This window comes from Pseudoalteromonas sp. NZS71_1 (assembly GCF_015864305.1).
Classification (GTDB): Bacteria; Pseudomonadota; Gammaproteobacteria; order Enterobacterales; family Alteromonadaceae; genus Pseudoalteromonas; species Pseudoalteromonas arctica.
This window is the reverse complement of record NZ_JADYXM010000010.1, coordinates 88,325-105,979: the sequence shown is the minus strand read 5'-3', so window position 1 is coordinate 105,979 and position 17,655 is coordinate 88,325. Positions and strand designations below refer to the sequence as shown.

Genomic DNA, 17,655 nt, shown 5'->3' with positions numbered 1-17,655 from the left:
CATTTCTATGTAAATTAAGCGTATTTCTGAAGTTGATTAATTGATTATTTAAATGGCCGCTTCAAGCTCATTGCCGATATTCATGTTCAATTTTAGTGCCGGCTACGAGCTTTAAAAAACCTTTTATATAGGGGTTCTCACGGCTTTAATTTTAATGATAACAAAGAGGCTATAGCCACAAATAGACTTGATATCCATAAACAGGCTTCTAGTCCATAATTTTGGTATACCCAACCTGAAAGCACGGTTCCAATCAATCTCCCCATGGCATTTGCCATATAGTAGAAACCGACGTCAAGCGATACACCATCATTACCTGCATAACTGACAATTAAATAACTATGCAAAGAAGAGTTAACAGCAAAAACAGCACCAAATATTAATAATCCTATAATGATTGAAGCTTGAATGTGAAAATTAAAGTGCAACGCTAAAGCTATAGCAGCAGGTATCACGGTTAGGCTACTTGCCCACAAAAATGCCGTTCTACCTGTTGGTACTTTGCCCTGATTTTTACCTCTACTATTTCCTGTAATAAGAGGCGCAAAGGATTGTACTATGCCATAGCCGATGACCCAGCTCGCCATAAAACCACCAACCCACCAATGATCCCAATTAAAGGTTACAGCTAGAAACACAGGTAATGCCACCACAAACCAAACATCTCTTGCGCCAAATAAAAACATTCGTGCCGCAGAAAGTATGTTGATTGATGAACTTTTCGAGAAAATCTCTTTAAATTTAGGTTTATTTTTCGCCTTACCTAAATCTTCTTTTAAAGTGATTAAACTAAATACCCATACGATGGCTAAAAGAGAAGCCATTAAGATGATTGCACCTTTAAATTCTAGTAATGTTAATAGCAATCCTCCCAAAAAGAATCCAACTCCTTTTAGTGCATTTTTAGACCCAGTAAGTATAGCAACCCACTGGTATAGCGTACCTTCAGCTCCTTCTGGCACTAGTAACTTAATAGAGCTTTTCGCACTCATTTTATTTAAATCTTTGGCAATACCTGATAATGCCTGTGCGACCATCACATAAATCACCGTTAGCATTTCAGCAGGAACAGCTAACATACCAAGGGCGATTATTTGCATTGCTAAACCAATATTCATGGTTTTATTTAAGCCAAGTTTTGCACCTAACCAACCACCAACAAGGTTCGTAATAACACCAAAAATTTCATAAAATAAAAACAGCATGGCAATATTTAAAGGGCTATATCCTAGCTGATGAAAATACAGCACTACGAGCATACGTAGTGCACCATCGGTTAAGGTAAACGCCCAATAATTACCTGTTATCACCAAGTATTGCTTAATAGCTGGAGATAACGTTTTGAGTGATAAAAGTCCCATAAAAATTAACCTTTATCTGCCAAGCCAACCATACGTGCTAATTCTGCGGTTCTATTAGCATAGCCCCATTCATTGTCATACCAAACATAAAGTTTTACTTGTGTACCATTTACCACCATCGTTGATAGTGCATCAATGATGCTAGAACGTGGATCAGTTTTATAATCAATAGACACTAATGGTCGTTCTTCATATCCCATGATGTTTTTCAATTCATCTTGTGCTGCTTGTTTAAGTAATGTATTTACTTCTTCAGCAGTTGTAGCTCGTTCAACTTCAAAAACACAATCTGTAATGGATGCATTCGTTAAAGGAACTCGTATTGCATGACCATTTAGTTTTCCTTTTAGTTCAGGGAAAATATGCGTAATTGCAGTAGCTGAGCCAGTTGTTGTAGGTATTAAACTTGTGCCACAAGAACGTGCTCTACGTAAATCTTTATGCGGAGCATCTATTATTGTTTGGGTATTGGTGATGTTATGAATGGTCGTCATTGAGCCATGTTTAATACCTATTTTTTCATGCATAACTTTAACGACTGGTGCTAAACAATTAGTGGTACATGACGCTGCGGTAACGATAGGATGAATAGCTTTATCGTATAGTTCATCATTGACCCCCATAACGATATTCAATACACCATCCTCTTTTACAGGAGCAGTAACAACTACACGTTTTACGCCTTGATCTAAGTAGGCTTGTAACAACGCTTTAGTTTTGATTTTCCCTGATGCTTCAATAACTACGTCGCAACCAGACCAATCAGTGTCTTGAGTTGCCTTGTTTTGTGTACACGGTATTGCTTTATCATTAATAACGATTGAATCATTTTGATGTGTTACTTCATGATGCCAACGACCATGTACTGAATCAAACATCATTAAGTGTGCAAGTGTTTCAGCATTTCCTGCAGGATCATTAATTTGAATAATTTCTATATCATCCCAATCAAATGCCGCTCGCATTGATAAACGCCCCATACGACCAAAGCCGTTAATGCCTATTTTAATTGTCATAAATGTGTCCTAAATGTTTATAAATATGAATTAAAGTAATCGAGCTGAACGGGATTTTTAAGCGCTTTCGGTCGTATTTTTTGAACTTCTTCAATCACCTTTTCACCAGAGTAACCAAACGCTAATAAAATAAGTCCAATCACTAAGCCTGTTCTACCAGAGCCACCTTTACAGTGCACAGCAATGGTGCCTTGGTTATTTATCACGTCTAAGATGTTAGCCTTTTGAACACCCCACAGTGATTCAAAGGCTTGGCTTGGAGCGGCATCATCTAAAATAGGTAGTTGAACCCACTCAATGCCTTGCCTTTCACATTCAGTTGGTAAAGAAAGTGCATTATTTTTTTCCATTTCGTCATCAAACATCAAGGTAATAAGCATGTTTGTACCTACACCTTTAAGTGTTGAAATAGAATCAGATAAAGAAGCTTCCTTCGTGCCAGGGCACGGGGTAAATATAAGTTGAGCACCATTTTCAAGTGCTAAAATATCAAATGGATGTGTTTGCATTTTGTTTCCTAAAAGATGAATTTAAAGCGTTATATTTCTTATCTAAACCAATGTTGTGTTTTATTAACAAAATAAACTAAAGACAGCATAACGGGCACTTCAACGAGCACTCCAACAACGGTTGCCAGTGCTGCTCCAGAGTGAAGACCGAAAAGAGATATAGCTACAGCTACAGCCATTTCAAAAAAGTTAGATGTTCCGATTAACGAAGCAGGGGCTGCAATGTTATGAGGTAATTTCATCCATTTTGCAGCTAAATACGCAATAACAAAAATACCGTATGTTTGAATAATTAAGGGAATAGCGATTAGACCGATGGTTTCAGGCTCAGACAAAATAGTATGTGCTTGAAAGCCAAATAATAAAACTACAGTGCCTAACAAACCGATAACTGACCAAGGCTTTAACGTAGATAAAAAGGTATTTAGCTCTACTTCACCATGCCCTTTATTCAATATTTTACGTGTTACGACACCAGCAATTAATGGCAGGAGAACATAAAGTACAACAGAAATTACCAAAGTCTCCCAAGGCACTTGAATATCACTCACGCCCAGCAAAAATGCAGTAATGGGCGCAAAAGCAAATATCATTATCACATCATTCACTGATACTTGAACTAAGGTATAGTTTGGATCACCTTTAGTTAACTGCGACCATACAAATACCATTGCTGTACATGGAGCTACGCCTAATAAAATCATCCCAGCTATATATTCTTGAGCTGAAGCAGGATCAACTAAATCAACAAAGAGGAAATTAAAGAACAACCAACCTAAACCTGCCATGGTAAATGGTTTAATAAACCAATTGATAACGATGGTTAAAACCAAGCCTTTAGGGTTTTTTCCGACATCTTTGATCGCTGAAAAGTCAATTTGAACCATCATGGGATAAATCATCACCCAAATAAAAACAGCGACCACAATATTTACGTGTGCAATTTCAAGTTCAGCAATTGTTTGAAATGCATCAGGTTGCCATAAACCTAGAGCCACCCCAAGCGCAATGCTTAAGCCAACCCATACTGATAAATAACGTTCAAAAATACCCATTATTAAATCCTTTACTCATTCTTTATAGAAAATTTATTTACAGAAACTTGCTCGATCAGGCCTATTTTGCATGTTAGCTAAACGCTGAAGTTCGTTACTGATCATAGGAATATTATTTTCTGTTGTTTGTGCAATAACTGACTTAGCCCATAGTGGCAGCTCAGGGTTAATACGATAAAACACCCATTGACCATGTTTTCTATCGGTTATCACCTTCGCTTTCTTTAGAACAGCAAGGTTACGTGACATTTTAGGTTGGCTACCTTCATCCATAGCTTCCATTAGTTCGCAAACACAAAGTTCACCGTGGTAATGAGTCAACATTAGCGTTTTTAGTCTAATATCATCGGTTAGGCTTTTATAAAAAGAGAGGGGGTTAAAGCCATTAAGTTGATCATTTTGTGTGTTAACTACTGTTTGTGTAGCACCACGGCTGATATTTTTTTCTTCAACCAAAAGAAACATTGATAAGCGGTTATTAAGCTCATTTAATGTAGTAGAAAAAGGGTTATTGCCAGAACGTTCTTTTGGATCAGGAAAATCCCACGCTAATTGCATAACGGCATTGGGGTAGCTGCGACATTCATTATTGGCTTTGTTACATAAAGTAATAACATAATCAAAAACTTGACCTTCAAAGACATTCATATTTTTAGACACTAAATTATTAATATCTAAACCAAACTTCCCTAACGCATTAATAGCACGAGGATCAACTGTATCAGGCTGAGTACCTGCACTATAAACATCATACTTATCACCTGCTTTATGTCTTAGTAAGGCTTCTGCCATTTGAGAGCGAGCCGAGTTTCCAGTACATAGAAAAAGGACTTTTTGTTTACTTATATTTTTCATAAGAAATCAACAATAATAATGAATATGAATTATTGTATATATGAATATTCGAATACACAACACCTTAGTTATATTTTACTCATTCATGAAGCTAATACTTGTAATTTATATGTTTACCATTTAACTAATATTTATATTAGATGGATTTATTAAATAATAACGCAATATTCACCTTCTTTATTTCTGTCGCCCTTGTGACTGGGTTATTTTCGTTCGTAGTTTGGGCTATGCTGAAAATGGTAACGTGGGGTAAAAGTCTGTCTAAGGGGGGCTTATTTTTTTTAGCGTTTTTTCCGCTTATTTCTCTGATACCTATACTGCCTCCTACTTACGGAAATGTTCAAAAAGCTAAACAAGAGCAGCGTAAATGATATAAAACACATTTATTTAATAGTACGGAGTGAGCTAAACATGACTAACGTTCAACAGCATATTGGCAGCATTGCATTAGTTGTTAAGAACTACGACGAGGCCATTGAGTTTTATACTCAAAAGCTAAATTTTGAGTTAATTGAGGATACTGATTTAGGAGAGGGTAAACGCTGGGTGTTAATTTCACCTCCAAATTCAAACGGGGCTAGTTCAAATGAGATTAATTCAAACGGGACTAATCCGAGCAGGACTAATCTGCTGCTTGCTAAAGCCACAACACCCGAACAGATAAGCGCTATTGGTAATCAAACAGGTGGTCGTGTGTTTTTATTTTTGCATACCAATGACTTTTGGCGAGATTATAATTTAATGCTTTCTAAAGGCGTTACATTTAACGAAGAACCTCGAGTAGAACCCTATGGTACCGTCGTGGTTTTTGAAGACTTATATGGGACAAAATGGGATTTACTGCAGCTTAATAATCAGTGAGATAAAGTGACGCTTAAACTCACGTCACTTTATTAACTAACTCTCTTACAATTGGAAATAAATCACTGGGTAGCATTCCCCTTTGCCCGTCTCGCTCACTTGCGATATCACCAGCTTTAGCATGCAGTGTTACACCATAACGTGCTGCTTCATCAATATTTAAACCTTGAGCAAGTAATGCTCCAATAATACCAGTGAGTACATCGCCACTGCCGCCAACGGCCAGTGCCGGGTTGCCATCTTCACATACCCACGTTTGCTGGGCGTTATCTATTAATGTTCCAGCGCCTTTTAATACACAAGTTGCTGTGTAGCGTTTGGCGCAAAGGCGAGCATAATTAAAACGATCAGATTCGATTTCGCTTGTGCTAACACTCAACAGTCGAGAGGCTTCGCCGGGATGTGGAGTAAGTACGCATTGCTCTAACATGTATGATGAAGCTTGCTTAGCCAGTAAATTAAGGGCATCTGCATCTATAACCAATGGCATTTTATTGTTTTGGCAATATTGCATTACTTCATCGAATGTTTGTTGTGCCCACTCGTCTTGCCCAAGTCCTGGGCCAATAACAACGCAGCTTGCCCACTCTAGCGCTTGATGTAAGTTATTACTGCTTACCATAAGTTCTGGTCTGCCAATGCTAATAGGCGTTATTGAGCTTTCGTGTGTATACACTCTTACCATGCCAGCACCCGTTCTAAGAGCTGCTTCACTACTTAACCTAATTGCTCCTGCAGTACCTTGATTGCCACCAACACATAAAAGCTTGCCATGGCTGCCTTTGTGACTATTGATTGCCCGCGTGGCTATTCCTTTAAAGCTATTGATATTAACAAGGGTTCCTGAAGATTGAGCAATACAAGTAAACGCATCGCCAATTGCTAAATCATCAAATACCAACTTACCGCTATATTGTTTACCTGCTGTCGTTGTGAGCCCTTGCTTAATACCCACAAAAGTAACGGTTGAAGTTGCTTGTACTGCGCACCCTAAAGGCTGTCCTGTATTCGCCTCAATACCTGATGGAATATCAATGCTTATTACTGGCTTACCACTGTTATTTACAGCGTTAATTATATTCGCAAAGTTATAACGCACTGCGCTTTTAAGCCCAGTACCAAGGAGCGCATCAATAACTATATCGCACTCATTAAGGGCATCTTTTGTAAAATGAGAAACTTCCCCGCCCGCTTCAATCCATAACTGCTGCGCTTTTGCTGCATCACCTGTTAATACTTTATTAGGCTCAGCTGCGCATACTGTTACCTTTTTACCCAATTGCTTTATAAGCCTTGCAACAATATAACCGTCTCCAGCGTTGTTACCATGGCCAACAATGACTAATGTATGCGGTGCATCAAATAACTGCCATTGCTTATATACAGCTTCGCCTGCACGCTGCATTAGTGTAAATAAATCACAATGACTGTTTTTAGCCGCTAAAGCTTCATTGTCTCTTACTTGTAGTGCGGTAAATAAGGTTTTATTAAGCATAAAGGCTCCTTTACTAGGTGATACTTCACCTTATCAAATACTTATATCTAGCGGCTAGTTTTAAACCTCAATTTTATTTAAAGCCTAACTTAGCAAAACACTCCCGAGCCAATTTGGGCATGACCAACATGAGCACGACTAACTTGAGCAAGGTGAGCTAATTAAAGTACAATGCAGTTAATTAAAGGCTTGGCTTACTTGTAACCCAAGCCTGTTTATTTTTAGGTAGAGAAAAACATGGCACAAACTCGCGGTAACTTATTTATTTTGTCAGCCCCTTCTGGTGCTGGTAAATCAAGCTTAATCAATGCGTTATTAAAAAAACACGCTGACATGAAAGTATCTGTATCACATACAACTCGCGCCCCTCGCCCAGGTGAAGAAAATGGCGTGCATTATCACTTTGTATCTACAGACGAATTTAAAGCGCTTATTGCCAAAGATGACTTTTTTGAATGGGCTCAAGTATTCGATAATTACTACGGCACATCAAAGCAGGCTATTGAGTCGCAACTTGATGCGGGTATTGATGTGTTTTTAGATATTGATTGGCAAGGCGCTCAGCAAGTGCGCAAAATTATGCCAAGCGTACAAACTATTTTTATTCTACCGCCTTCAAAAGAAGAGTTAGAACAACGCCTAAATAACCGTGGCCAAGATTCGGCTGAGGTTATTGCCTCTCGTATGGCAAAAGCACAATCTGAAACATCACATTATAACGAATACGACTTTGTAATTGTTAATGATGACTTTGAGAGCGCACTTGCCGACATAGAAATGATTGTAATGGCTCAGCGCTTAACACTAAAAGCGCAAGAAGATCGTCACCAAGTTTTACTAAATAGTCTGCTTAAATAATTTAAGCTTACTTAAATTAGGCTTAGGCAAGTAAAACTGATAAAAATTGAACACTGGCTATTGGCGAAAGTGGCTCCTTGGAGTAAACTACGTCTTTGCTTTTAAATTATTTTTGGAGTGCTGTGATGGCCCGCGTAACAGTTGAAGATGCAGTAGATGCAGTTGGTAATCGTTTTGACTTAATTTTAGTTGCGGCTCGTCGTGCCCGCCAAATTGCTGTTGGTGGTAAAACTCCACTAGTAGACCCTGAAAACGATAAGCCAACGGTAGTTGCTTTACGTGAAATTGAATTAGGTTTAGTTGATAGCGCTTCAATGGACTTAATTGACCGTGAAGAACAACAACACCAAGAAGCAGCAGAATTAGCTGCTGTTGCTGCCATTGTTGGTGGCAACCAATAATCGACCTCCCGGTCTGATTTAGCCAACGGCGCAGTATTTCTACTATAGCCGTTGGCAATCCTTTCATTTCATCGTATATTCGTAGCTTACCTAATTTGCTTCACTAGGGCCTGTTTATCTTTCGAGGTTAAATTTGCAGCAGTATGCTTGGTATTTAGGCAAGGCAGAGCCTATGTAGTGTGGTTATTTCCCATAAATAGGCGATAACGCAGCATAAATGCCAAACATGCGCTGCCCAAAGGGTTCTGCCTAGGGGCAATTTACTCTTTGTTGCTCGATTTTTACTTAGCCCGCTAGGCTAAAAACCTCGCGCCGCGATTAAATCGCCCCTAGATTGAACAAATTTTAATCCTGAAAGGTCAACAGGCCCTAGAACATTGGAGTGTGAATGTATCTTTTTGAAGGTCTTAAAAAGAAAATTTCAGAATACTTGCCCGCTGCTGATGTAGAGCTGGTTCAAAAATCTTACGTGGTAGCCCGAGAGGCCCATGAAGGACAAACTCGCTCAAGTGGCGAACCTTACATAACTCATCCAGTAGAAGTAACCCAAATTCTTGCAGGCATGCATCTTGATCATGAAACGCTCATGGCCGCGCTAATGCATGATGTAATTGAAGATACTGATTTTAGCCAACAAGATTTAGCCGAAATTTTTGGCGAAACTGTGGCAGAACTCGTTGAAGGTGTAAGTAAGCTCGATAAGCTCAGCTTTAAAGATAAAAAAGAATTCCAAGCTGAAAACTACCGCAAAATGATTATGGCAATGACTCAGGATATTCGAGTTATTTTAATCAAGCTTGCTGATAGAACGCACAATATGCGTACTTTAGGGGCACTGCGCCCAGATAAGCGCCGCAGAATAGCACGTGAAACGCTTGAGATTTACGCGCCAATAGCAAACCGCTTAGGTATTCACGATATTAAAAATGAGCTTGAAGACTTAGGTTTTCAAGCTTTATATCCTATGCGTCATCGCGCACTTAAATCTGAAGTAGCTAAAGCACGTGGTAATCGCAAAGAAGTTATCACTAATATCCAACATGAAATAGAAGCACGTCTTGAAGAGTCAGGCATTAAAGCGACTGTGTCAGGCCGTGAGAAACATTTATATAGTATTTATAAAAAAATGCTTAATAAAGAACTGCTATTTAACGAAGTTATGGATATTTACGCGTTTAGAATTGCAGTTGATTCTATGGATACGTGTTATCGCGTATTAGGTGTGGCTCATAGTCTTTATAAGCCTATAGAAACACGCTTTAAAGATTATATTGCCGTACCAAAAACTAATGGTTACCAATCGCTTCATACTTCATTAGTTGGCCCACACGGAATACCTGTTGAGATTCAGATTCGTACTCACGATATGGATCAGATGGCCGACAAAGGTGTAGCGGCGCACTGGATGTATAAAAAATCAGGTGATGGTGCAGGTAATACTTCGCAGCAACGTGCTCGCCAATGGATGCAAAGCTTATTAGAACTTCAGCAAAGTGCGGGTTCATCGTTTGAATTTATTGAAAATGTAAAAACTGAGCTATTCCCAGAAGAAATTTACGTATTTACACCTGATGGTCGTATTGTTGAGCTACCAATGGGCGCTACCGCAGTCGATTTTGCGTATGCGGTTCATACTGATGTAGGCAACACTTGTGTAGGCGCTCGCGTTAATCGCAAGCCACATCCTTTAAGTAGGCCGTTAGATACAGGGCAAACCATAGAGATAATAACAAGCTCAGGTGCCCACCCTAATGCAACATGGCTAAACTTTATTGTTACTGGTAAAGCACGCTTAGGTGTTCGTAATTACCTTAGAAGCCAGCATCATGAAGAGGCTATGCTTTTAGGGCGTCGTTTACTTGATTCGGCATTAGGCGAAAACAAACTAGATAGCATTGCTGATGAAAATATAGCGAGAGTACTTGAAGAGCACGAACTAACTACGCTTCTTGAATTACTTGTAGAAATTGGCTCTGGTAACTTAATGAGTATGTTAATTGCCAAGCGCTTATTGCAAAATGACAATGACGATTTAACTGATATAACAAGCCAAGCTAAAGCGACCATTATTGGTACTGAAGGCATGTTAGTGAATTACTCTAAGTGTTGCCGACCTGTACCAGGCGATGCCATTACGGCTCATATAAGCCAAGGTAAGGGCCTGACCGTTCACCGCCAAGAATGTAAAAATATTCGTGGTTGGGAAAATGAGCGCTCTAAATACTTAGTTGTAAAATGGGACGATAACCCAGAAAAAGAATATATTGCAGCTCTGAGAGTTGAAATTATTAACCATCAAGGCGCGTTAGCTAAGCTAACCAATGTTGTCGCTACAACCCAAGCCAATATTGTCGAAATTGCCACCGATGAAAAAGAAAGTAATTTATACGTGATAGATTTAGGGGTTACCGTTAAAAACCGTATCCACGTTGCTAACATTATGCGCCGCATTCGCGTTATGCCTGATGTACAAAAAGTCTATCGTAAAAAATAAAATAGGAAACACATGAATAAAGCATTTATCTCTACCGACAAAGCACCTGCAGCTATTGGCACTTACAGCCAAGCAGTTAAAGTAGGTACCGCTGTTTATTTATCTGGTCAAATTCCATTAGTTCCAGAAACGATGGAAATGATTTCAGAAGATTTTAGCGAGCAAACGCATCAAGTATTTAAAAATATTGCTGCGGTATGTGAAGAAGCAGGCGGAAAAATTCACGATTTAGTTAAAATCAATATTTACCTAACTGATCTATCTAACTTCGCCACTGTAAATGAAGTGATGAGCCAATACTTTAAACAACCTTACCCAGCGAGAGCTGCATTAGGTGTTCGTGCACTACCAAAAGGTGCACAAGTTGAAATAGACGGAATAATGGAATTACCTTCTACCAATTAAGTATTACAGGCTATAGAGCTTCTCTATAGCCTTTATTTTTCGCTCCGCACTTCGTTTTATCTGACTTCTTGACTCAAATGTAAATTTCTAGCAATCTGTAGTTGTGTTTTAAAAAACAAACTTAACTTAAGTAGTAAAAAAGGATTAACTCGTGTTTAAGCTTGCCAACAATGGAAATGTTTTACTTGATGTAAAAGAACATATTCCTCCCAGCGCTGCATTTATTTTAGAGGCTCTCGAAAAGTCAGCTTTTTGCGACTGTAAAATAGATCATGACGCTATTAATGATTTTTTTAAAAACGAAAACACACAACAAACTCTCGTTGTAGCAACAAAACACAATGCCACTTTAAATGTAACAATTAGCGACGATAAAATGCTGGCCATTGGCGAGCTAACGATTGCCCAAGGTGGAAAGTTATTAAGTTTAGAAGATGCAAAAAAACAACTCGTTAAAGCAGGCATTGTGCGTGGGTATAAACAAGCTTTTTTAGAACAGCTGCTGCAAAAACAATCTGAACACTCTGCGGGATCTGTAGTTAAAGGGATATTAGCTAAAGGTAGGCTCCCAAGCGATGGTTTAGCCACTAAACTAATAACAACCGTAGAGACTTTAAAAGACCGCTTAAAAGCGCCCAAGCTCAAAGAAGATGGCAGTGTGGACATGCGCGACTTTGGCAAGCTTGCAAGCGTAGAACCTGGCTCTGTGCTTATTCGCCAGCAACCAGCAACCCCCGGTAAAGAAGGCTTTACCGTAATAGGTGACATACTGCCCGCAAAGCCCGGAGAAAATAAACAATTAGTGGCAGGCGAAGGGACTGAAATATCAAAAATGAATCCGCTTGAGTTAGTCTCTACTATTGCTGGTGTTCCGGTTGAAATTAATAATGGTATGCGTGTCGACGATATTTTTACCATTTCAGATGTAAATGTAAAAAGCGGCCATATTGACTTTCAAGGCAGTGTTATTGTTACTCGCAATATAGACCCTGGGATGAAAGTAACTGCCAAAGGCGATATTACTATATTTGGCACAGTTGAATCAGGTGAGCTTACCGCAGGCGGAAACATCACTGTTAAACAAGGCATTATTGGCCATCAAAAAGTGGATAGTAAGTCACTTTCTTGCAAGCTAATTGCGCTAGGTGATATTCATGTATCTCACTCACAGTATTGTTATCTCGATGCAAATAATATTTTTATTGATCGCCAAACAAGCCATTGTGTAATGAAAGCTAAACGCTTACTGCAAGTAGGCCAACCAGACTTACCTAAAGGTAAAATATTTGGTGGTGAAATACTTGATGCAACAACTCTCATTGCTGGCGAAATAGGGAATGAATCAGGTGCTAAAATGATTATTAATTTAGCAGCTTCTGGTGCTGAAATAACAGCGGATACTGATAATTGCTTTAGAGACTTAGCTAAAACAGATGCACAATTAGATACGCTGCAAGCAGCGCTAGAAAAAACTGATTTAGTGAAGGATGCCGAAAAGAAGAAAATATTAATCACTAAAATTGGCGCTACTCAGAAACATTATTGTGAGCAAGCAGAGAAATTAGAAAAACGTCTTTCAAACTTAGATCATGACTTACACGATTTACTTAGCGACACTAATTTAACGGTGAATTCTGTTTTGCATTCAGGCGTAGAGATTCATATTTTTGATAAAGTACTTAAAACAATCCGCAATTACCCTCCGTGCAACGTTAAACTTTTAAATAATAAAATTGAAATAGAGTTTAAAACACACTAAAAAATTGAGTGCTCTATTGAGCACTCAAATTAACTCACTTTTTTACAATTTAAAGTAAGCCACTTACCGTATCATAAGTTTGACTTGGCCATACACCCACTTGTACTTGGCCAATATGCTGCTTTTGTAGCAATAGCATAGCCAAGCGAGACTGCCCTATTCCACCGCCAATCGTTTGCGGAAATTTACTTTGTAGTAGCGCTTTATGCCAATCAAACTCTAAGCGGTCTTCATCTCCAGTTGTACTTAACTGCGCTTTTAAAACCTCCGGACTTACACGTATACCCATTGATGATATTTCAAATGCATTTTCAAGCACTGGGTTCCATACCAAAATATCGCCATTTAAACCCATGTATTGATCGCATGTTGGCGTAGACCAATCATCGTAATCTGGGGCTCTTACATCGTGAATTTTGCCATCTCCGAGTGCGCCACCAATACCAATTAAAAATACAGCACCATATTCTTGTGCAATGGCTTTTTCGCGTTGCTTAGCACTAAAATCAGGATACATTTTACGTAGCTCTTCACTGTGCACAAACTTAATATCGTCCGGTAAAAATGGCGTTAAACCATAAGACTCGCTTACAAAAGCTTCCGTCTCTTTTATTCCTTTATAAATAGATTGAACAGTTTGCTTTAGTGTTGCCAGCGAACGTTCTGTCGTTTCGTTAATTACTTTTTCCCAATCCCATTGATCAACATATACAGAATGAATAGGACTTAATGAATCTTCATCTGGGCGCAAAGCCTTCATTTGAGTGTAAATACCCTCACCAACACTAAAGCCATAAGTAGCCAGTGTTTTACGTTTCCACTTAGCCAGTGAATGCACCACTTCGTAGCGGCTATCTGTAATCGCTTTCACATTTACAGCAACTGCGTTTTCATGGCCGCTTAAGTTATCTTGCGTGCCGTCGCCAACCTTAGCCAAAATTGGGGCTTGAACCTCAACCAGCCCAAGTTGGGTTTCTAGTTGTTGTGAAAAAAATTGCTTAACTTTACTTATTTGCTGCTGTTGCTGCACATAGTGTGAACTCATAATAATTGGCCTCATTCCCAGTTATTGTTACTTGCTTAATTGATAAAAAACGATCTAACTAGCGTCCTTAATGAAGTTAATGTAACGATTCAAAGGATTAATTCAATATCCCATAACAAAAATAGCTTTAATATATAAAAACCATCAATTAAGTGTTATAAAAACCATATATTCGATAATTTTATGATAAAAATATAATGGAAAATTATTTAATCGATAATCTCGATAAACAGATACTTCATGCGTTAATGGCAAATGCCCGTACTGCGTACGCCGAATTAGCAAAAAGATTTAATGTAAGCGCAGGGACAATTCACGTAAGAATTGAAAAAATGAAGCAAGCAGGGATCATTACAGGCACCCAATTAACGATTAATACTAAACAGCTGGGCTACGATGTATGCTGCTTTATAGGTATTAATTTAAATAACGCACGTGATTACCCGCAAACGCTTATAAAGCTAGAAGCATTGGAGGAAGTGGTAGAGGCTTATTACACAACAGGTAACTACAGCATATTTATAAAGGTAATGACAAAGTCCATTGATCACTTACAAGATGTGCTGATTAATAAAATACAGGCAATAGAAGCAATCCAATCAACAGAAACACTTATTTCTCTACAAAACCCAATTAGCCGTACGGTAATGCCTTAACTGTAAAAATCTCGTATAATTGCCGAAAAAAGAGGATAACCATGCAGCAAACTCGCTATCAAAGAATCGAAGACGTACTTTCGCGCCGTCAAACAGACCTAACCGTGTGTTTAGAAGACGTGCACAAACACCATAACTTATCTGCAATAGTACGAAGTGCTGATGCGGTTGGTTGCCATCACGTACATGCTGTATGGCCTGAAAAGCAAAAATGGCTAACAAATAATACCTCAGGTGGCAGTAAAAACTGGCTAGAGACGCACCTGCATAGAAATATTGATGATGCAGTTACTGCAATGCGTGAACGCAATCCAGAAATACAAATATTAGCGACTCATCTATCAGAAGATGCCGTTGATTTTAGAGAAGTAGATTACACCAAGCCAACGGCTATTATTGTTGGACAAGAAAAAACAGGGATCTCAGAAAAAGCTCTAGAATATGCCGATCAAAATATTATTATTCCAATGCAAGGCATGGTGCAATCACTAAATGTTTCGGTTGCTGCTGCGCTAATATTGTTTGAAGCACAGCGTCAACGTCAGCTGGCTGGTTTATATAATAGAGATATGCTGAGCGCCGAAGTTAAGCACCCACTTTACTTTGAAGGCTGCCATCCTATTATTGCAAGGCAGTGTAAACAAAAAAAATTACCCTACCCCGCACTTGATGAAAACGGCGAAATAGTCGCTGACGAGCAATTTTGGCAAGCTTTAAAACATACTTGATGGACTAAAGCTCTGTAAGTACACTTAGCCTACTCACAAATAATAAGATTGATACACTTTGTCTAAACCTAGCTTAAATCAATACCCAATTACAGAGCTCAAAGGGGTCGGCCCAAAAATGGCTGAGCGTTTGTTAAAGCTAGGTATTTTAACTGTGCAAGATATGCTTTTTCATTTGCCACTTCGCTATGAAGATCGCACTCGCTTATACGCGATTAGCGAGTTGTCACTGCATAGCCATGTGAGTGTTGAAGCAACAATTGAAACAAGCCAAATTACATTTGGTAAAAGGCGCATGCTTGTTTGCCAAATCAATGATGGTACTGGCAGGCTAACACTACGATTTTTTAATTTTACCGCCGCACAAAAAAACGCATTTAGTGCAGGTAAAATAATACGTTGTTTTGGTGAAGTGCGCCGTGGCCGTGTTGGCTTTGAAATGAGCCATCCTGAATACAGCATCAGCGATACTTCCAACGAGCAACCAGTAGCGACAACATTAACGCCCGTTTATTCAACAACCGAAGGTTTAAAGCAGCTATCGATTAGAGCTTTAAGCGAACAGGCTATTGATTTACTACACAAATATTCAGTAGAAGAACTACTGCCTTCACAGTGGCAGCCATCAAATATGCCGTTAAGTGACGCCTTATTATTACTGCACCGCCCACCAAATGATGTTGATGTAACTGCATTAGAACAAGGCACTCACCCTGCTCAACAGCGCCTTGTATTTGAGGAGTTACTTGCTCAAAACCTCAGCTTATTAAAAGTACGAGAGCAAGGGCAACAAGTTAAAGCCGTGGCATTAAATCCGGTAAACACATTAGAAAGCCAGTTTTTAGAGCAACTTCCTTTTGCACCCACAAATGCGCAAAGCCGCGTAGTTGCTGAGATTAAAGGCGATATGCAACACGCGTATCCCATGATGCGTTTAGTACAAGGCGATGTAGGCTCAGGTAAAACCCTAGTAGCAGCACTTAGTGCACTAACAGCCATTGCCCAGGGCTTTCAAGTAGCTTTAATGGCTCCTACTGAAATTTTATCAGAGCAACATGGTGTTAATTTTACAACGTGGTTTAATCAACTAGGCATAACCGTTGCGTGGCTTGGCGGTAAAACAAAGGGCAAAGAGCGCGTAGCAACACTTGAAAAAATCGCCTCTGGTGAGGCGCAAATGATTATTGGTACTCACGCTTTATTTCAAGATGAAGTTAAGTTTAATAACTTAGTGCTTATCGTTATTGATGAACAACACCGCTTTGGTGTCCACCAGCGTTTATCACTACGCGAAAAGGGTAAGTTTGGTGATTGTTACCCTCATCAACTAGTTATGACCGCAACACCTATCCCACGTACACTCGCTATGACCGCCTACGCCGACTTAGAAACGTCTGTGATTGACGAGCTGCCACCAGGGCGTACGCCAATCACAACAGTGGCACTTCCTGATACTCGCAGAGACGATATTATTGCTCGCGTTAAATTAGCGTGTAACGAGCAAGGCCGCCAAGTTTATTGGGTGTGTACACTTATTGATGAATCTGAAGTACTGCAGTGCCAAGCCGCCGAAGACAGTGCACTGCAGTTAAAAGAAGCGCTACCAGAGCTAAATGTTGGTTTAGTACATGGCCGAATGAAATCAGCTGAAAAACAAGCCATTATGAGTGAGTTTAAAGCAGGTAATATACATGTTTTAGTTGCCACGACGGTTATTGAAGTTGGTGTAGATGTCCCTAATGCGAGCTTAATCATTATAGAAAACCCTGAGCGCTTAGGCTTAGCACAGCTGCATCAGTTACGTGGGCGAGTTGGCCGTGGCGCTACTGCATCGCATTGCGTGCTTTTATACCACGCACCGTTGTCTCACACCGCTCAAAAGCGATTAGGAGTACTACGCGATAGTAACGATGGTTTTGTGATAGCTGAGCGCGATTTAGAAATTCGTGGCCCTGGTGAAGTACTCGGTACAAAACAAACAGGGTTAGCCGAGTTTAAAATTGCCGATCTTACCCGCGATAAGCACATCCTCAACCAAGTTAGACCGATTGCACAGCAAATGCTTAAGCAACACCCAGAGGTTGTTGACCCACTAATTCAACGTTGGTTGGGTAACAAGCAAAATTATGCGCAAGCGTAACCACTCTATTTTCGATA

General features: G+C 39.4%; 16 protein-coding genes. 9 read left to right on the top strand and 7 right to left on the bottom strand.

Annotated features, from left to right (window positions below; all coding sequences use genetic code 11):
* Nucleotides 1-137: 137 nt before the first annotated feature.
* The 5 genes from arsJ to I6F43_RS14645 are packed head-to-tail and all read right to left on the bottom strand — an operon-like array spanning nucleotide 138 to nucleotide 4,733.
* The gene (gene arsJ, locus I6F43_RS14665) at nucleotides 138-1,361 is read right to left on the bottom strand and encodes an organoarsenical effux MFS transporter ArsJ (protein ID WP_197102916.1); all 1,224 of its coding nucleotides are present in this window, start codon (nucleotides 1,359-1,361) and stop codon (nucleotides 138-140) included.
* Between the two features lie 5 nt (nucleotides 1,362-1,366).
* A complete protein-coding gene (locus I6F43_RS14660) occupies nucleotides 1,367-2,377 on the bottom strand; it encodes an ArsJ-associated glyceraldehyde-3-phosphate dehydrogenase (protein ID WP_197102914.1) in 1,011 nt (336 codons plus the stop codon).
* A 17-nt stretch (nucleotides 2,378-2,394) separates the two neighbouring features.
* Entirely contained in the window at nucleotides 2,395-2,886 is a 492-nt protein-coding gene (locus I6F43_RS14655; protein WP_197102912.1) for a phosphatase domain-containing protein, read from the bottom strand.
* Between the two features lie 38 nt (nucleotides 2,887-2,924).
* Nucleotides 2,925-3,941 carry an ACR3 family arsenite efflux transporter gene (arsB, locus tag I6F43_RS14650; protein ID WP_197102910.1) on the bottom strand — a complete coding sequence of 339 codons (1,017 nt, stop codon included), beginning with the start codon at nucleotides 3,939-3,941 and terminating at the stop codon, nucleotides 2,925-2,927.
* A gap of 33 nt (nucleotides 3,942-3,974) precedes the next feature.
* The gene (locus tag I6F43_RS14645; RefSeq protein ID WP_442960241.1) at nucleotides 3,975-4,733 is read right to left on the bottom strand and encodes a metalloregulator ArsR/SmtB family transcription factor; all 759 of its coding nucleotides are present in this window, start codon (nucleotides 4,731-4,733) and stop codon (nucleotides 3,975-3,977) included.
* A 474-nt stretch (nucleotides 4,734-5,207) separates the two neighbouring features.
* Here I6F43_RS14645 and I6F43_RS14640 point away from each other — a divergent pair, with 474 nt between their 5' ends.
* Nucleotides 5,208-5,657, top strand: a complete 450-nt coding sequence (locus I6F43_RS14640) for a VOC family protein (RefSeq protein WP_197102906.1) — start codon at nucleotides 5,208-5,210, stop codon at nucleotides 5,655-5,657.
* 19 nt (nucleotides 5,658-5,676) lie between these two features.
* Here the strand turns inward: I6F43_RS14640 and I6F43_RS14635 are convergent, their stop codons facing one another.
* A complete protein-coding gene (locus tag I6F43_RS14635) occupies nucleotides 5,677-7,152 on the bottom strand; it encodes an NAD(P)H-hydrate dehydratase (protein WP_197102904.1) in 1,476 nt (491 codons plus the stop codon).
* Nucleotides 7,153-7,389: 237 nt separating this feature from the next.
* Between I6F43_RS14635 and gmk the strand changes: the two genes are divergently transcribed.
* From gmk to I6F43_RS14610, 5 genes are all read left to right on the top strand, one after another.
* Nucleotides 7,390-8,010 (top strand): guanylate kinase, encoded by a 621-nt coding sequence (gene gmk / locus I6F43_RS14630; RefSeq protein ID WP_007580018.1) that lies wholly within the window; start codon nucleotides 7,390-7,392, stop codon nucleotides 8,008-8,010.
* Nucleotides 8,011-8,135: 125 nt separating this feature from the next.
* Nucleotides 8,136-8,411 (top strand): DNA-directed RNA polymerase subunit omega, encoded by a 276-nt coding sequence (rpoZ, locus tag I6F43_RS14625; protein ID WP_007378835.1) that lies wholly within the window; start codon nucleotides 8,136-8,138, stop codon nucleotides 8,409-8,411.
* A gap of 388 nt (nucleotides 8,412-8,799) precedes the next feature.
* Complete coding sequence (spoT, locus tag I6F43_RS14620; RefSeq protein WP_007580016.1) at nucleotides 8,800-10,905, top strand: bifunctional GTP diphosphokinase/guanosine-3',5'-bis pyrophosphate 3'-pyrophosphohydrolase; 2,106 nt, start codon at nucleotides 8,800-8,802, stop codon at nucleotides 10,903-10,905.
* A 12-nt stretch (nucleotides 10,906-10,917) separates the two neighbouring features.
* Nucleotides 10,918-11,310: a RidA family protein gene (locus tag I6F43_RS14615; protein WP_007580015.1), complete on the top strand. Its 393-nt coding sequence runs from the start codon at nucleotides 10,918-10,920 to the stop codon at nucleotides 11,308-11,310.
* 151 nt (nucleotides 11,311-11,461) lie between these two features.
* Nucleotides 11,462-13,069 carry a DUF342 domain-containing protein gene (locus I6F43_RS14610; protein ID WP_197102902.1) on the top strand — a complete coding sequence of 536 codons (1,608 nt, stop codon included), beginning with the start codon at nucleotides 11,462-11,464 and terminating at the stop codon, nucleotides 13,067-13,069.
* Nucleotides 13,070-13,118: 49 nt separating this feature from the next.
* Here I6F43_RS14610 and asnA read toward each other — a convergent pair whose 3' ends face one another.
* Nucleotides 13,119-14,114, bottom strand: a complete 996-nt coding sequence (asnA, locus tag I6F43_RS14605) for an aspartate--ammonia ligase (RefSeq protein ID WP_165735737.1) — start codon at nucleotides 14,112-14,114, stop codon at nucleotides 13,119-13,121.
* A gap of 197 nt (nucleotides 14,115-14,311) precedes the next feature.
* Between asnA and asnC the strand changes: the two genes are divergently transcribed.
* Genes asnC through recG form a run of 3 tightly spaced genes read left to right on the top strand, consistent with a single transcriptional unit; the run spans nucleotide 14,312 to nucleotide 17,638 of the window.
* Nucleotides 14,312-14,770, top strand: coding sequence for a transcriptional regulator AsnC (gene asnC, locus I6F43_RS14600; RefSeq protein ID WP_002958822.1), 459 nt, complete (start codon nucleotides 14,312-14,314; stop codon nucleotides 14,768-14,770).
* Nucleotides 14,771-14,811: 41 nt separating this feature from the next.
* On the top strand, nucleotides 14,812-15,498 hold the full coding sequence (trmH, locus tag I6F43_RS14595; protein ID WP_197102900.1) for a tRNA (guanosine(18)-2'-O)-methyltransferase TrmH: 687 nt from the start codon (nucleotides 14,812-14,814) through the stop codon (nucleotides 15,496-15,498).
* A gap of 58 nt (nucleotides 15,499-15,556) precedes the next feature.
* Nucleotides 15,557-17,638, top strand: coding sequence for an ATP-dependent DNA helicase RecG (gene recG, locus I6F43_RS14590; protein ID WP_165722217.1), 2,082 nt, complete (start codon nucleotides 15,557-15,559; stop codon nucleotides 17,636-17,638).
* The last annotated feature ends 17 nt before the right edge of the window (nucleotides 17,639-17,655 follow it).

Coding starts and splice junctions, on each gene's coding strand:
- rpoZ (WP_007378835.1), top strand. CDS start 8,136: ATGGCCCGCGTAACAGTTGAAGATGCAGTAGATGCAGTTGGTAATCGT.
- I6F43_RS14645 (WP_442960241.1), bottom strand. CDS start 4,733: ATGGCAGAAGCCTTACTAAGACATAAAGCAGGTGATAAGTATGATGTT.
- I6F43_RS14660 (WP_197102914.1), bottom strand. CDS start 2,377: ATGACAATTAAAATAGGCATTAACGGCTTTGGTCGTATGGGGCGTTTA.
- I6F43_RS14635 (WP_197102904.1), bottom strand. CDS start 7,152: ATGCTTAATAAAACCTTATTTACCGCACTACAAGTAAGAGACAATGAA.
- I6F43_RS14655 (WP_197102912.1), bottom strand. CDS start 2,886: ATGCAAACACATCCATTTGATATTTTAGCACTTGAAAATGGTGCTCAA.
- I6F43_RS14640 (WP_197102906.1), top strand. CDS start 5,208: ATGACTAACGTTCAACAGCATATTGGCAGCATTGCATTAGTTGTTAAG.
- arsB (WP_197102910.1), bottom strand. CDS start 3,941: ATGGGTATTTTTGAACGTTATTTATCAGTATGGGTTGGCTTAAGCATT.
- trmH (WP_197102900.1), top strand. CDS start 14,812: ATGCAGCAAACTCGCTATCAAAGAATCGAAGACGTACTTTCGCGCCGT.
- asnA (WP_165735737.1), bottom strand. CDS start 14,114: ATGAGTTCACACTATGTGCAGCAACAGCAGCAAATAAGTAAAGTTAAG.
- asnC (WP_002958822.1), top strand. CDS start 14,312: ATGGAAAATTATTTAATCGATAATCTCGATAAACAGATACTTCATGCG.
- arsJ (WP_197102916.1), bottom strand. CDS start 1,361: ATGGGACTTTTATCACTCAAAACGTTATCTCCAGCTATTAAGCAATAC.
- spoT (WP_007580016.1), top strand. CDS start 8,800: ATGTATCTTTTTGAAGGTCTTAAAAAGAAAATTTCAGAATACTTGCCC.
- I6F43_RS14615 (WP_007580015.1), top strand. CDS start 10,918: ATGAATAAAGCATTTATCTCTACCGACAAAGCACCTGCAGCTATTGGC.
- gmk (WP_007580018.1), top strand. CDS start 7,390: ATGGCACAAACTCGCGGTAACTTATTTATTTTGTCAGCCCCTTCTGGT.